We start from the raw sequence: 13,593 nt of genomic DNA, 5'->3' as shown, positions 1-13,593 counted from the left end.
AAATTTTCAAAAAATTTGAGGCAAGAATGCAAAAAATTCATTTTATAGGTATAGGCGGTATTGGAATTTCAGCTTTGGCGAGATTTTTAAAAGAACAAGGCTTTAAGATTAGTGGTTCTGATATCAAAGAAAGTAAAATCACAAAAGAATTAGAAAAAGAAGGTATAAATATAAAAATTCCTCATCATAAAGATAATGTCAAAGATGTAGATTTAGTGGTGTATTCAGCTGCTATCAAAGAAGATAATGAAGAATTAATTAGTGCAAAAGAGCAAAACATCACAACATTTTCAAGAAAAGAAGCCTTGCCTATGATTTTAAAAGACAAAAGAGTTTTTGCAGTTGCGGGAGCTCATGGTAAAAGCACGACTTCAAGCATTTTGGCAAGCTTGATAGAAGCTTCTGTTATTATTGGTGCGGTGTTAAAAGAAAGTGGCACTAATATGCTTTATAAAGAAAGCGAAAATCTCATTTTTGAAGCTGATGAGAGTGACAGTTCTTTTTTAAATTCAAATCCATACCTAGCTATAGTAACTAATGTTGAAGCAGAGCATTTAGACCACTATGAAAATGATCTTGCAAGATTGCACAAAGCATATGAGGATTTTTTACATTTGTCTCAAATTCAAGTGATTAATGCTGAAGATGAGTTTTTATCAAATTTAAATTTAAATAATGTAAAAAAGCTTTACCCAAGTAAAGATATCACAAATATTTATATGAAAGTGGAAGATTTTAAACCAAGAACGTATTTTACGCTTAAAGATTTAGGTGAATTTAGTGTTTTTGGTATGGGAGAGCATGTAGCGATGGATGCTGCTTTGGCTATTTTGGCTGTGAGTGAATTTGTAAGCATAGAAGAGATCAAAACCCAAATTTTAAAATACCAAGGGATTAAAAAGAGATTTGATATTTTATTTGCAAATGAAAACATGGCCTTGATTGATGATTATGGACATCATCCAACAGAGATCAAAACCACACTTAAGGCTGCGAGCGAATATGCAAGATTAGCCGGATATAAAAAAATCATAGCGATTTTTGAACCACATCGTTATACGCGCTTGAGTGCAAATATAGAGTATTTTGCTAAAGTGTTTTCTTATGTTGATGAGCTTTATATTTTACCTGTATATACTGCAGGGGAGGCTAAAGTAGAGATTAATATGAAGAAATACTTTCCAAAGGCTAAATTTATAAAAGAAATCAAAAGAGAAGAACATGCTATTTATCTTGATGATGAGTTGATTGAAAATGGCTTGATAATTGGCTTTGGTGCTGGAGACATAAGCACAAAACTTAGGGGAAAGTATGTTTAAGGTTTTTTTATATCTCTTAGCTTTTTTTGCAATTTTACTTTTTTTCATTTTTTTACGTAAAAAAATCGGCAAGATTAGTAATTATCTTTTAATATTAGTGTTGATTTTAATGATTGCTTTTGCGGTTAAATTTGAGTTAAGTGCCACAAGGAGTGGTGTTTTGAAAAAGGAAACACTCAATGCGTTTTTACAAGGACAAAGCCTAATTTGTAAAGATGTCAATGTAAGCAAAGAATACTTCAACTTCGAACACGGAACGCAAAGTTTTATTTCTAATGGCAAAAATAAACAATTCAAAGCATATGTTTTTGATATAAAAGATTGCAAAGTAGATAAATAATGCAAGAGCAATTTTTTAAAAAGCTAGATTTAGATGGTTATATAGAGGATTTTAGGGGATTTTTTGCAAGAGATAAAGAAATTTTTTTACAAGGTGATAGTAAACTTCATTATAAAAGGATCAACGAGCTTTCACTGATTGATTTTAATCCTCCTCCTATAATAGAAGAGTTAAATAGTGCTTTAACCCATTTGAGTAAGCAGGGAATTTTGCATTTAAGTCAAAGTTTTGAGTTTATTAAAATTTGTATGTATTTTAGATACTTAAAGGGTTTAAAATTTGAAGAAAGTTTAAAAGAATGGCTTTTAAAAATAGAAATTCCACAAGCTATTTTAGAACTTTTTGAGTATTTTGATGAAAAGGGTGAGATTAAAGAAAGTATCGATGAAAGGCTTGTTAATTTAAATTTAGCTCTAAAGATGAAAAAAGAAAGCTTGGTAACTGAGTTTAAAAAACTCACATATACTAAAAGTCTTAGTGCATATTTAATCGATACGCAAATCCATCTTATCAATGGTATGGAGGCCTTGCTTTTACGCGGCGGGTTTAATCATGTCTTAAAAGCAAAAATCATAGGTAGAAGTAGTGGCGGTGGATTTTATGTGGTGCCTTTGAGTGTAGAAAAAATTCAAAGTCAAATAGATGAGATCAAAGACGCTAAAGAAGAGATTTTTTATGAGTATGCTAAAAAAATCAGTTTGGTTTTTTATAAAAATTTGATGTTTTTGAAATTTATCAACAATGCTTTTGATTTATTTGATCATTATAGCGCTAGAGTTTTAATGGCTAAAAAGCATGATTATGAGTTTGTTTTAACTGATAGTTCTAATAATTTAAGCTTATACAACTTCGCACATCCGGCTTTAAAAAATGCAAAAAATGTCAATATAGAATTTAGTAAAAAAGTTTTAATCATCACAGGTGTAAATGCAGGCGGTAAATCTATGCTTTTAAAAGGAATTTTAAGTGCGGCTTTACTTGCAAAGTATTTGCTTCCTATGAAAATTAATGCACAAAAAAGCCAAATAGGAAATTTCAAAGAATTTGATGCGATTTTAGAAGATCCACAAAATGTAAAAAATGATATTTCTACTTTTGCAGGAAGAATGTTGCATTTTTCTAAGCTTTTGGGTAAAAAAAATGTTTTACTAGGGGTTGATGAGATAGAACTTGGGACAGATTTTGAAGAAGCAGCGTGTTTGTATACTGAGCTTATTTCAAAGCTTTTAGAACAAGATAATAAAATCATCATTACAACTCACCATAAACGTCTTGCTATGCTTTTGGCGAAAAATGAGCAAGTTGAACTCATCGCTGCTTTATATGATGAGGAATTATCACGCCCAAAATATGAGTTTTTAAAAGGCACCATAGGTAAATCTTATGCATTTGAAACAGCTTTAAGATATGGCATAAGTGCGAATTTAGTGCAAAATGCCAAAAAACTTTATGGAGAAGATAAAGAAAATTTAGAAGAAATGGTGAGCAAAAACATCAATCTTGAACTTTCTTTACGCAAGAAAAATGAAGAACTTGAAAAAAAAGAAGCCAAAGTAGATGAAATCTTGCTTTCACTCAAAGACCAAAAAGAAAAAAATGAGCATGAATTTAAAAAGCTTATTTCTAGTTTAGAGTTTAAATACCATAAAGCGATAGAAGAGGCTAAAAAGACAATAAATTTAAAAGATACCAAAGAAAAACAAAGAAGTTTAAATAAAGCCAATGAACTTAAAAAAAGCATTGTTTTACCAAGTATGGAGCAAAATGAAGAACTTAGAGTAGGGGATTTTGTAAAATATGAAAAAATCAAAGGTAAAATCACAGCTATTTCAAAAAATGATGCGATGATTCAAAGCGATGGCTTAAGTTTGCGTGTGCCATTAAAACTGCTTAAAAAAAGCAATCAAACTCCAACGCAAAAGGTAAAATCAAGTGTCAATATAACCCGCCCAAGTGCTTTAAATATGACTTTAGATTTACATGGTTTAAGAAGCGATGAAGCGCTTGAAAGATTAGATAAATTTATCTCTGATGCTTTGATAGTGGGTTTTGATGAGGTGGTGGTTTATCATGGTATAGGTACAGGGAAATTAGCTTTTGCAGTAAAAGAGTTTTTAAAAGCTCACAAAAGTGTTAAAAGCTTTAATGATGCACCGATTAATCAAGGTGGCTTTGGCGCTAAGGTGGTGAAACTATAGTTGATTGATTCTATCTTGGTCACTATCTCCTTTAAAAAAGGCATAGTTTTTGTTTTTGCATTTATAGGCAAAATAAATATCTTGATTTTCTTTTATGAATGGTTCAAAATAGTTTGTAATTATTTCTTCATTTTTTTCTATAAAACCCATATTTGTAATTTTTGAAAAATCATTTACATAGCATAAAAAATCTATATACTCATAATCATTTTGTATTAAAAATTCCTGGAAAAGACTATAAATATTTTCTGTAAAATTTCCTATAAAATCAACAATTCTAACACATTTGCTATTGCAAATTGAAATTTCTCTTATAACAAAGATACATTTTAATACAGATTTTTCAAATATGCCTAAAAATTGATATTTGTAAAAAGGATTTTTGTAATATCTATTGATAAAATATTGTTTTGATTTGTATGGGATGAAAATAAATTTTATATTTGATCTCTCAAACTCGTCTATTTTTAAAAGTTTATATGTGAAGTTGTTGTTTTTCATATTGTGTGTAATTGGAGAATTGTGAAAATTTGCTATGTAAAAAATATTTTTACTATTATTTTTGATATAGAAATGTTTAAGAGGTTCTACTTTATCATATGAAAAGAGTTTATAGTATTTTATACCGTGTTTGGATAATCCAGCATTTCCAATTGATTTTGGATTTAAGGTTTCTAGTAGAAATTTTATTAATACTATTCCGAAAGCAGGTTTGACGCTTCTCCAAATTCCAAACCATAAATCTTTATTAGTTTTGATATTGTTGTCATATTGACTAAGTAGAGTAAAACCTAATATAGATTGAATTGTGTTATTTTCTATTCCTAAAACTATATTGTATCTTTGGTTGTGTTTATCTAAATATTGAAAATCTAGCGCTTTTTTGCTGTGAGCAAATACATGATTCTTATTCCAATGCTTTTTAATGAAACTCATTATTTTATATGCTTCATCTAATCTTGCAAAACGAATTTCAACCATAACTAGCTTTTCCGTGTATAAATTCATTGCAGTCATATCTACGGAGTGCAAAGGGATTGTTAATTAAGTCTTTATAATCAATATCTTTTGACGGTATGGAGCTAAAAGCAAAGTCAAAATTATGCTTCTTAAGCCATCTCTTTGCATAGGAGGTGTTTTCTCCGTAAGGATAGGAAAATATTTGTATTGGTGGTTTTATAAAGGAGTTTAAAAAATTTACGGAGGTTTGTAATTCGTATTTTTGATTATACAGATCTAGTGTTTTAAAACTTAAATGAGTGGAGCTATGACTAGCTATTAGCATACCGTTGTCACTCATTGTTTTTAGTTCATTTTTATTTAGATACAAGTTATCAAAAATTTCATCATCATTCCAATAGTTTGCAGTAATTTGATCTAAAATATTTTCTTTAAAATTAGGTTTTATGAAATAGTTAAATAAAAGTTTAAATTCTTTAATATTTTTGTCATCGTCTAGTTCCTGATAATAATTTTTAAAGAGTTTTAAGGAAGATTTCTTCAGCATATTTGGTTTAATAATATTATAAGCAGTATTTAGTAAAATACCCCCCCCCATTTTTCCAAGTAAATAGTGTATTCTATGAACATCTAATGCTTTTTTTTGTTTAAATATGCGTGTAGGGATGAAAAATATACCAAAAAGTTTTCTTTTTGTTAATTCATCAAAAACATAAGTGTAATGATCTTTGAGTCCATCATCAAAAGTTAGTAGAACTTTATTGTGTAATTTATTGCAAAACAGCGGATTGTCTTTTAAAAGTAAAAATTCTTTATAGCTTACAAACCCATATTGTTTTTCGAAAAAATCTAATTGTTTCTTAAAATTTTTAATATGTAAATATCTGAAATTAGGAAGTTTTTTGATACTCTCTCTTACATAATGATACATTATTATTTTCATAATTATCCTTGTTCAGAATATTGTATCAAAGTTATTTAAAAATAAATTTAAATTTAATATTTTTTGTTACTATTTCAAATAAGGTTTGACAATGAAACAAGTGATGATTTTAAGTGGAGCAGGTTTGTCTGCTCCAAGTGGTATAAAGACTTTTAGGGCTAGCGGTGGACTTTGGGAAGAACATGATGTAATGGAGGTTTGCTCTGCAACTGGGTTTAAAAAAATCCCAAAAATTTATAACAAAAGAAGAAAAGAGCTAGCTAGTGTTAAGCTAAATCATGCACACGAAATCATCGCTTTGTTAAAACAAAAATTTCCAAAACAAGTGAGTGTTTTAACTCAAAATGTTGATGACTTGCTAGAGCGTGCAGGATGCGAAGACATAGTGCATTTGCACGGTTTTTTACCTGAACTTAGATGTTTAGAATGTGAAAGTATTTTTAACATAGGCTATGAAAGTAGTGATGATAAGATTTGTCCTAAATGTCAAAGTAAAAATATAAGACATAATATCGTGATGTTTGAAGAAATGGCACCAAATTATAAAATTTTATATGAAAAATTGCACAATTGTGATTTATTTGTATGCATAGGTACAAGCGGACAGGTTTTACCTGTGGGAGAGTATGCAAGAGTGTGCAAACAAAGTATATTAAACAATCTTGATGAGGATAAACATCTAGAAAATAATTTTACTAAAGTTTATATAGAAGATGTTTGCACAGCCATTGATAAAATTAAAATCGAGATAGAAAATTTCTTGGAAGTAAAATGTTAGAGGCGATTTTGCATGGTATTATTTTAGGTATGGGTGTATCTGTGCCTTTTGGACCTGTGAATATCTTGATCTTAAATACTGCTTTGTCTTCTTTTAAAAATGCCTTTTGTGTGGGGCTTGGCGCGTTAAGTGCTGATGTATTTTTTTTGATTTTGATCCAATTTGGACTTTTAGGCTTTGCAAATAATGAATTTTTTTATAAAATACTAGCTGTTTTTGGCTTTTTCTTTTTGAGTTTTATGGTATTTTTAATGCTAAGAAAAACAAGAAAAGTCGATCTTAACAAGGTAAATAAAACCCATCCTTTAAAAGGTTTTAGCAAGGGATTTTTGCTAAACATCACCAATCCTTATGTGATAGGCTTTTGGGTGAGTGTGGCAGGACTTAGCATGCAGAGTAAGAACTCTTTTGCCTTGCTTTTTGGCTTGGTGGGTTTTATTGTGTTTTGGATTTTTACTTTATCATTTTTTGTGTCTAAATTCAAAGCCCTTGTGAAAAACAAACATATATTTTACATTAATCTTTTTTCAGCATTTATTTTAGAGTATTTTGCTCTTTCTATGCTGTATAAAGCTTTTATAGGATAAAACATGCAAGTAGTTGAAATTTTTAAAGAACTTAGTAAATTTAAATCCATCACTCCAGATGATGATGGAGCGTTGAATTATATCGCAGTGGAGTTGAGTGATTTTGAAGCTTTTTTTATAGAAAAAGAAGGTGTGAAAAATCTTTTATTGACTAAAAAATTTAGCGAAGATGGCGAGCATTTGGCTTTTGGTGGGCATGTAGATGTGGTACCTGCAGGTGAAGGTTGGAGTAGCGATCCTTTTGTGCCTTTGGAAAAAGATGGGTTTATTTATGCAAGAGGTGCGCAAGATATGAAAAGCGGTGTGGCTGCTTTTATGTGCGCAGTTAAGGAAGTAGAAAATTTCAAAGGAAGAATTTCATTAATTTTGACAAGTGATGAGGAAGGCGAGGCTAAATTTGGCACGCTTGAAGTGCTTAAATTTATGCAAGAAAAAGATATGCTACCTGATTTTGCTGTGGTTGCTGAACCAACTTGTGATAAAAAAATGGGAGATAGTATTAAAATAGGGCGTCGTGGTTCTATCAATGGAAAATTACTCATCAAAGGCAAGCAAGGTCACGTAGCATACCCGCAAAAATGTATCAATCCGGTGCATAATTTTGCTTCTGCTTTGAAATTCTTAGCAGGATTTGACCTTGATCCAGGTGATGAGGTATTTGCACCATCTAAAATTGTTATCACTGATATACGCGGTGGTATGGAAGTGTGCAATGTCACCCCAAATGATTTAAAATTAATGTTTAATATAAGAAATTCTCCACAAACTAGCTTAGAAGATGTAAAAGCTTATGTAGAAAAGACTTGCGAAGGGCTTGATTATGAGTTATGTTTAGATCAAAGCTCAAAGCCTTTTTTAACACAAAGTGATTCTAAAATCGTACAAAAACTAAATGAAAGTGTACAAAAAATTACTCAAGTTGTACCAGAACTTAACACCAAAGGTGGCACAAGCGATGCTAGGTATTTTGCGCAATTTGGTGTGAAGGTAGTGGAATTTGGCGTGTGTAATGATAGAATTCATGCCATTGATGAGAGAGTGAGTGTAGAAGAGCTTGAAAAATTGTATTTAGTTTTTAAAGATTTATTAGAGAATTTTAATTAATTTTTTAGGAGTATATTTATGCAACAAGTTGTTATGCCAGATAAACAAAGTGTAGAGAATTGTTTAAAACAAAAAAAATATTATATTGATTTTTATCAAAGAAATTATACTTGGAGTAGAGAAACTACATTAATTCTCTTAAATGATATATTTTATAATTTTAATTTAGGTTATGAATATTATAAAGATTCAGAAATTACAGAAGAGCTAATGGAGAAGTATAATTGGTATTATCTTAGTGTTTATATTACAAACAATATTAATAGTAAAACATATATAGTTGATGGACAGCAAAGACTTACTACCCTAACTTTAATAGCTACAAAACTTTATCATATGCTTGATAGCAAAGAGAAGTTGAGAGAATTATTAGGACAATGTATTTTTAGCAATAATGGTTTTAATGATTTTTTTAATATCGATAACGATAAAAGATATAAAATTATGGATATTATTTTTAATAAGAAAAATTATCCAGATGAATTTGATAATGAAACAGAAAAAAATCTTATAGAAAGATATAATGATATATCGAATTATTTAGAAAATGAATTTAAAGATAATAATTATAAAAAACTTAAAGTGTTTATTTTATATTTTTTAAAACGATTAGTATTGGTTGAGTTAGCTATCGATCAAAGTGATACTCCTATGATATTTGAAGTTATAAATGATAGAGGTGAGCCACTTAAGCCTTTTGAAATACTAAAAGGTAAATTGATAGGTGTTTTAGATAAAAACGACACAGAGTATTTTTGTAAAATATGGGATAACGTTTTCTCCATTTTGTCAAAATTTGAAGATAGTTTCTTTGCGGATTTTTTAAAATCTAGATTCATTTTTAAAAGAAATTCTGATGTTGAAAAAAACATAAATAAGCGATATCATAGATATATTTTTGAAAATAATGAAATAGCTAATAATCTAAATTTTAGAAAACAAGATTTTGATCGTATTGAAAATATTAAAAAATTTATTAAAAATGAAATATATTATTATGGCAAATTATATAAAAAAATAACAAGTAGCAATAATGATTTTTTACGTTATTGTAAAGTGATAAATGATTTATCTGGTCAATATCAAAACATTTTAGCTGCATGTGAAATAAATGATAAATTAGAAGATGAAAAAATAAATTTAATAGCTAAAGAATATGATAGATTATGGATGTTATTAAATTTAAATGGTATGTATAATAGTAACAATTTTCAAGATATAACATATAGTCTTAATGAAAAACTGAAAGAAGCAAAACTAGAAGAATATAAAACAATATTTGATTGTTTGTTAAAGGATATTATAAAAAATAAAAAGAAATTAGAATCAGATCCAAAATCTTTATTGGATTATAAAGATTTTTTAAATAGAGATTATACAAATGTGAATCCTAGATTTTTACGATATTTATTTGCTAGAGTAGAAAAATTTATATGTGATAATATGAATATACAACCGCAAAATGATGTTTTTACCATATCAACGAGAACAGGAGATAAAACAGGTTATCATATAGAACATATATTGTCTAATAATGCTACTAATATCAATTATTTTGATAATGAAGAAGAATTCCAAAGACAAAGAAATCTTTTAGGTGGATTATTGCTTTTAAAAGATAAATCAAATATATCATCAGGTAATGAAGAATACGGGGATAAGTTAAAAACTTATATTGCTGCTAAATTAATATGGGGTTGTTCTATTTGTGAAGATTTTCATCACAGAACAAATAAAGATTTCAAAAATTTTAATGATAAATACTTTAGCTCTGAAAATGGATTTAAATTTTATAAAGAATTTGATAAAAATGCATTGCTTGAAAGAACAAAACTTTTATATGAAATTGTAAAAATTATCTGGGAAGTTGATAGATAAATGATTATTAACGGGCAGAAGCTTAAATTAAAAGAGCTTAAATTTATGGACTATGTTAAAGAAAAGCGATTAAAGATAGAATTGATTGCCTTGGAATTAAACGGAGAAATTATTCCAAGGGATCAATTTGAAAATTTAATTTTGAAAGAAAATGATAAAGCAGAAATTGTTACTTTTGTAGGTGGTGGTTGATGAAAATTAAATTTAATGGCAGTGTAATAGATACGCATTTTAAAAATACTTTAGAATTTTTCCAAAGTGTGAGTAAAAATGAAAACGATGTGTGGATAGTCAATGGTTTTGCGACAAAAGAGAATATGAGCTTAAAAGAAGAAGATGAGCTTTTTTGTATAGAGAAAAATACTTTACCTCCTTATGAAGCCCTTGATGCGATGATGAGGGCAAGGCATACTCCAAAACTTCACGATAAGCTTAAAAAAGCAAGTGTGGCTATTTGCGGGCTTGGTGGACTTGGATCGCATATTGGGATAAATTTGGCAAGAAGTGGGGTTGGTAGACTTCATTTAATTGATTTTGATGTAGTTGAGCCAAGCAATCTTAACCGCCAAGCTTATATGGTAGAAGATTTAGGTAAATTTAAGGCTGAAGCTTTAAAAGATCAAATCGCTAAAATCAATCCTTTTATCGAAGTTTTTGCACAAGTTTTAAAAATAGAAAAAGAAAACATTGTAGAGCTTTTTACTAACGATGATATTGTCTGTGAAGCCTTTGATAGTGCAAAATACAAAGCTATCTTAGCACAAAATTTTCATCAGTTTTACCCTGAAAAAGCCTTAGTGTGTGCTTCTGGTTTAGCAGGATATGGCGATAGCAACAGCATACAAACAAGAAAAATTGCAAAAAACTTTTATGTTTGTGGTGATTTGCAAAATGAAGCAAAAGTAGGTAATGGGCTTATGGCTCCGCGTGTAAATATTTGCGCAGGACATCAAGCAAATTTAGTTTTAGAGCTTTTAGCGAGTGAATAATGGAAAAATTAAAAATAGGAAAATATGAGTTTAATTCCCGGTTTATTCTAGGTTCTGGGAAATTTTCTTTTGAGTTGATACAATCAGCCATTGAAGAAGCAAAAGTGGAGCTTATCACCTTAGCTTTGCGTAGAGTTAATGATAAAGGCATAGAAAATATACTTGATTTTATCCCAAAACATATTAAACTTTTGCCTAATACTTCGGGTGCAAGAAATGCCAAAGAAGCTTTGCGTATAGCAAAACTTGCAAGAGAGCTTGGCTGTGGAGATATGATCAAGGTTGAGGTAATTAGCGACAGTAAATATTTGTTGCCAGATAATTATGAAAGCATAAAAGCAGTCAAACTTTTAGCAGATGAGGGTTTTACTCCTTTGGTTTATATGTATCCTGATTTATATGCTGCGCGTGCTATGGTTAGTGCAGGAGCTGGGGCTATAATGCCTCTTGGAGCTCCCATAGGAAGCAATAAAGGCTTAAAAACCAAAGAATTTATACAAATTTTACTTAATGAAATCAGTTTGCCTATTATCGTAGATGCAGGCATAGGAAATCCTGCGCAAGCTTGTGAAGCGATGCAAATGGGTGTGAGTGCAGTTATGGCAAATACTGCCATAGCTCAAGCTAAAGATGTAGCAAAAATGGCAAGAGCATTTGCTTTGGCTATAGAGGCAGGGCATAGTGCATATTTAGCAGGTATAGCAAGTGAAAATAAACCGAGTGCAAGTTCTCCTTTAAGTGGTTTTTTAAGGGATTAAATGCAAAAATATCCTCATATGCAAAGCATTGAAAGTGAACTTTTGGCTAAGGTTTTAAAAGAAGTTGAAAATTTTGATGAAAGTAAATTTAATGCTTTTGATGTAAAAAAGGCTTTAGCTAAAGATTATCTTAATATAGAAGATTTAAAAGCTTTGCTTTCAAGTACAGCAGAAGATTTTATAGAGGATTTAGCACAAAAGTCAAGCTATGTTACCCAAAGACACTTTGGAAATTCCATCTCTCTTTTTACGCCTTTATATCTTTCTAATTTTTGCAATAGTAAATGTACTTACTGTGGGTTTCAAAAAGGTAATAAAATTAAAAGAGCTAAGCTAAATGAGGCTGAAATTCATCAAGAAATGCAAGAGATTAAAAAAAGTGGCTTGGAAGAAATTTTGCTTCTAACTGGCGAAGGTAGGGAGTATGCAAGTGTAGATTATCTTGCCAAGGCTTGTGCAATAGCAAAAGAGTATTTTAAAGTTGTAGGGATTGAAGTTTATCCCATGAATATAGATGAATATGCACTACTTCATGACAAAGGTTGTGAGTATGTAAGTGTATACCAAGAAACTTATAATCTAAAAACTTATTCTAAAATTCACGTTGAAGGTGAAAAAAGTGTATTTGAATACCGTTTTCATGCGCAAGAAAGAGCTTTAAAAGCGGGTATGAGGGGAGTGGCTTTTGGGACTTTGCTTGGTGTAGATGATTTTAGAAAAGATGCTTTTGCAACGGCTTTACATGCGTATTTTTTACAGCAACAATATCCTCATGCTGAGATAGCTTTGTCTATTCCTAGATTAAGACCTATCATCAATAATAAAAAAATTCATCCAAAAGATGTAAGCGAGACAAGACTTTTGCAGGTTTTGTGTGCTTATAGGTTGTTTTTGCCTTTTGCGAGTATTACGATTTCTACACGAGAAAGAGTGGGATTTAGAGATGGGGTTATTAAACTAGGTGCTACTAAAATGAGTGCTGGAGTGAGTGTGGGGGTAGGAGAACATCAAGGCGATAAAAAAGGCGATGATCAGTTTCAAATCAGCGATAAGCGAACCGTAGATGAGGTGCTAGCTATGTTAAAAAGTGTTAATTTGCAAGCTATTATGAGTGATAATATTTATGTGGGATAAAAAAATCATTGCTATTAGTGATAGTCAAAATACTCAAGAGGATTTTTTTCATTTTGTTGAAAAGTTAAGTAAAAGCAGTATTGATGCATTAGTACTTAGAGAAAAATCTCTAGATGAGTTAGAATATTTTAAGCTAGCTAAAGAGGTATTAAAAATTTTTAATAAAACTCAAAAAATATGTTTTTTGCATTATCATTATGAAGCTTGTTTAAAATTAAATCATCGGTTTTTCCATGCACCCTTGTTTGTTTTGCAAAAATATCCACAGTGTTATAAGAATTTTAAGCTTTTAGGAGGTTCTATTCATTCTAAAGAAGAACTAGACTTAGCTTATAAATTTAAAGTAAACCATGTGTTTTTTGGACATGTATTTGAAAGCTCTTGTAAGATTGATTTAGCTCCAAAAGGTATTGAAAGTCTAAAGGCTTTACTAGAAGTTTCAAAAATACCCATTTATGCAATAGGTGGAGTGAATGCGAAAACTATACCGTATTTAAAAAACATAAACATAGCCGGTGTGTGTATAAGAGAAGCTTTATATAAGAGTAAAATTGTAAAAGATTATGTTTTAGAATGTAAAAATCTTTTAGCCCAAAAGGACTAAA

The 13,593-nt window shown here is 29.9% G+C and carries 14 protein-coding genes; 12 read left to right on the top strand and 2 right to left on the bottom strand.

Translation table 11 applies throughout. From position 1 onward, the window contains the following. Positions 1 to 26 precede the first annotated feature (26 nt). The 3 genes from murC (at position 27) to CSUB8523_RS07165 (ending at position 3,857) form a co-directional block, all read left to right on the top strand. On the top strand, positions 27 to 1,319 hold the full coding sequence (murC, locus tag CSUB8523_RS07175) for a UDP-N-acetylmuramate--L-alanine ligase (RefSeq protein WP_043020052.1): 1,293 nt from the start codon (positions 27 to 29) through the stop codon (positions 1,317 to 1,319). A 160-nt stretch (positions 1,320 to 1,479) separates the two neighbouring features. Continuing rightward, on the top strand, positions 1,480 to 1,659 hold the full coding sequence (locus tag CSUB8523_RS09980; protein WP_148308433.1) for a hypothetical protein: 180 nt from the start codon (positions 1,480 to 1,482) through the stop codon (positions 1,657 to 1,659). After that, positions 1,659 to 3,857, top strand: coding sequence for an endonuclease MutS2 (locus CSUB8523_RS07165; RefSeq protein WP_043020050.1), 2,199 nt, complete (start codon positions 1,659 to 1,661; stop codon positions 3,855 to 3,857). The genes CSUB8523_RS09980 and CSUB8523_RS07165 overlap by 1 nt, the downstream gene beginning before the upstream one ends. Here the strand turns inward: CSUB8523_RS07165 and CSUB8523_RS07160 are convergent. Beyond that, entirely contained in the window at positions 3,852 to 4,865 is a 1,014-nt protein-coding gene (locus CSUB8523_RS07160) for a hypothetical protein (protein WP_235362552.1), read from the bottom strand. The two genes, CSUB8523_RS07165 and CSUB8523_RS07160, sit on opposite strands and share 6 nt — an antisense overlap. Next, positions 4,831 to 5,760: a polysaccharide deacetylase family protein gene (locus tag CSUB8523_RS07155; RefSeq protein ID WP_043020048.1), complete on the bottom strand. Its 930-nt coding sequence runs from the start codon at positions 5,758 to 5,760 to the stop codon at positions 4,831 to 4,833. The genes CSUB8523_RS07160 and CSUB8523_RS07155 overlap by 35 nt, the downstream gene beginning before the upstream one ends. Positions 5,761 to 5,851: 91 nt before the next feature. On the opposite strand from CSUB8523_RS07155, the gene CSUB8523_RS07150 reads away from it, so the two are divergent. Genes CSUB8523_RS07150 through CSUB8523_RS07110 form a run of 9 tightly spaced genes read left to right on the top strand, consistent with a single transcriptional unit; the run spans position 5,852 to position 13,592 of the window. After that, entirely contained in the window at positions 5,852 to 6,538 is a 687-nt protein-coding gene (locus CSUB8523_RS07150) for an SIR2 family NAD-dependent protein deacylase (protein WP_043020047.1), read from the top strand. Further along, positions 6,532 to 7,125 (top strand): LysE family transporter, encoded by a 594-nt coding sequence (locus CSUB8523_RS07145; RefSeq protein WP_043020046.1) that lies wholly within the window; start codon positions 6,532 to 6,534, stop codon positions 7,123 to 7,125. The genes CSUB8523_RS07150 and CSUB8523_RS07145 overlap by 7 nt, the downstream gene beginning before the upstream one ends. A 3-nt stretch (positions 7,126 to 7,128) precedes the next feature. Next, positions 7,129 to 8,229, top strand: coding sequence for a succinyl-diaminopimelate desuccinylase (dapE, locus tag CSUB8523_RS07140; protein WP_043020045.1), 1,101 nt, complete (start codon positions 7,129 to 7,131; stop codon positions 8,227 to 8,229). 18 nt (positions 8,230 to 8,247) lie between these two features. Then, the gene (locus tag CSUB8523_RS07135; RefSeq protein WP_043020044.1) at positions 8,248 to 10,107 is read left to right on the top strand and encodes a DUF262 domain-containing protein; all 1,860 of its coding nucleotides are present in this window, start codon (positions 8,248 to 8,250) and stop codon (positions 10,105 to 10,107) included. Further along, a complete protein-coding gene (thiS, locus tag CSUB8523_RS07130) occupies positions 10,108 to 10,299 on the top strand; it encodes a sulfur carrier protein ThiS (RefSeq protein ID WP_043020043.1) in 192 nt (63 codons plus the stop codon). After that, a complete protein-coding gene (gene thiF, locus CSUB8523_RS07125; protein ID WP_148308432.1) occupies positions 10,296 to 11,096 on the top strand; it encodes a thiamine biosynthesis protein ThiF in 801 nt (266 codons plus the stop codon). Before thiS ends, thiF begins: the two co-directional genes overlap by 4 nt. Beyond that, positions 11,096 to 11,854 carry a thiazole synthase gene (locus CSUB8523_RS07120; protein ID WP_043020041.1) on the top strand — a complete coding sequence of 253 codons (759 nt, stop codon included), beginning with the start codon at positions 11,096 to 11,098 and terminating at the stop codon, positions 11,852 to 11,854. Before thiF ends, CSUB8523_RS07120 begins: the two co-directional genes overlap by 1 nt. After that, entirely contained in the window at positions 11,855 to 12,988 is a 1,134-nt protein-coding gene (gene thiH / locus CSUB8523_RS07115; RefSeq protein WP_039664331.1) for a 2-iminoacetate synthase ThiH, read from the top strand. Next, positions 12,978 to 13,592 (top strand): thiamine phosphate synthase, encoded by a 615-nt coding sequence (locus CSUB8523_RS07110; RefSeq protein ID WP_043020419.1) that lies wholly within the window; start codon positions 12,978 to 12,980, stop codon positions 13,590 to 13,592. The genes thiH and CSUB8523_RS07110 overlap by 11 nt, the downstream gene beginning before the upstream one ends. Position 13,593 lies beyond the last annotated feature (1 nt).

It is taken from the genome of Campylobacter subantarcticus LMG 24377, assembly GCF_000816305.1.
GTDB lineage: Bacteria > Campylobacterota > Campylobacteria > Campylobacterales > Campylobacteraceae > Campylobacter_D > Campylobacter_D subantarcticus.
This window is presented reverse-complemented; position numbering and strand designations above follow the sequence as displayed.

Coding starts and splice junctions, on each gene's coding strand:
- CSUB8523_RS07145 (WP_043020046.1), top strand. CDS start 6,532: ATGTTAGAGGCGATTTTGCATGGTATTATTTTAGGTATGGGTGTATCT.
- CSUB8523_RS07135 (WP_043020044.1), top strand. CDS start 8,248: ATGCAACAAGTTGTTATGCCAGATAAACAAAGTGTAGAGAATTGTTTA.
- CSUB8523_RS07110 (WP_043020419.1), top strand. CDS start 12,978: ATGTGGGATAAAAAAATCATTGCTATTAGTGATAGTCAAAATACTCAA.
- dapE (WP_043020045.1), top strand. CDS start 7,129: ATGCAAGTAGTTGAAATTTTTAAAGAACTTAGTAAATTTAAATCCATC.
- murC (WP_043020052.1), top strand. CDS start 27: ATGCAAAAAATTCATTTTATAGGTATAGGCGGTATTGGAATTTCAGCT.
- thiS (WP_043020043.1), top strand. CDS start 10,108: ATGATTATTAACGGGCAGAAGCTTAAATTAAAAGAGCTTAAATTTATG.
- thiH (WP_039664331.1), top strand. CDS start 11,855: ATGCAAAAATATCCTCATATGCAAAGCATTGAAAGTGAACTTTTGGCT.
- CSUB8523_RS07150 (WP_043020047.1), top strand. CDS start 5,852: ATGAAACAAGTGATGATTTTAAGTGGAGCAGGTTTGTCTGCTCCAAGT.
- CSUB8523_RS07120 (WP_043020041.1), top strand. CDS start 11,096: ATGGAAAAATTAAAAATAGGAAAATATGAGTTTAATTCCCGGTTTATT.
- CSUB8523_RS07165 (WP_043020050.1), top strand. CDS start 1,659: ATGCAAGAGCAATTTTTTAAAAAGCTAGATTTAGATGGTTATATAGAG.
- CSUB8523_RS07155 (WP_043020048.1), bottom strand. CDS start 5,760: ATGAAAATAATAATGTATCATTATGTAAGAGAGAGTATCAAAAAACTT.
- CSUB8523_RS07160 (WP_235362552.1), bottom strand. CDS start 4,865: ATGAATTTATACACGGAAAAGCTAGTTATGGTTGAAATTCGTTTTGCA.